Source organism: Vibrio sp. 1580 (assembly GCF_033340055.1).
This window is the reverse complement of the sequence record NZ_JAWOVT010000469.1, coordinates 1-592: the sequence shown is the minus strand read 5'-3', so window position 1 is coordinate 592 and position 592 is coordinate 1. Positions and strand designations below refer to the sequence as shown.

The following is a 592-nucleotide window of genomic DNA, read 5'->3' as shown; positions in this document are numbered from 1 at the left end:
GCCTCCGTCACATAGGCGTTACCCGGACCAAAGATTTTATCGACTTTAGAGACGCTTTTCGTACCGTAAGCCATTGCAGCGACCGCCTGTCCACCACCGACATTGTAAACTTCATCAATGCCGCACAACTTGGCAACGTACAAAATTTCATCTGCAATCGGTGGAGGAGAACAAAGCACCACTTTACGACAACCAGCGATTTTTGCAGGCACGCCCAGCATCAATACTGTCGATGGCAATGGCGCGCTACCACCAGGAATATACAACCCTACTTTTTGAATGGGACGTGTCACTTGCTCACACATCACTCCAGGTTGTGTTTCCACTTTAATTGGTTGTGGCTTTTGTGCTTTATGAAATTTAGCAATGTTGCTGTAAGCCTGCTCTAGTGCTTGTTTCATTTCCGCAGAAAGGCGCTCTGAAGCCGCATTAATTTCTTTGGATGGAACTCGGATTGATTCCGGTTTTACACGGTCAAACTTTTCTGTAAGTTCTAATAGCGCTGCGTCACCTTGAGTACGCACCTTTGCGATCACATCCGCAACTGCAGCGGTAATATTCGCGCCTTCCGCAATGGCAGGACGCTCTAAAA

Annotated in this window: 1 protein-coding gene; it reads right to left on the bottom strand. The window is 47.5% G+C overall.

Features of this window, described 5'->3' with window-relative positions; translation table 11 throughout:
* Positions 1–592, bottom strand: a 592-nt coding sequence (gene hisD, locus R7093_RS26645; RefSeq protein ID WP_318147204.1) for a histidinol dehydrogenase, incomplete at both ends; no start/stop codon positions are given.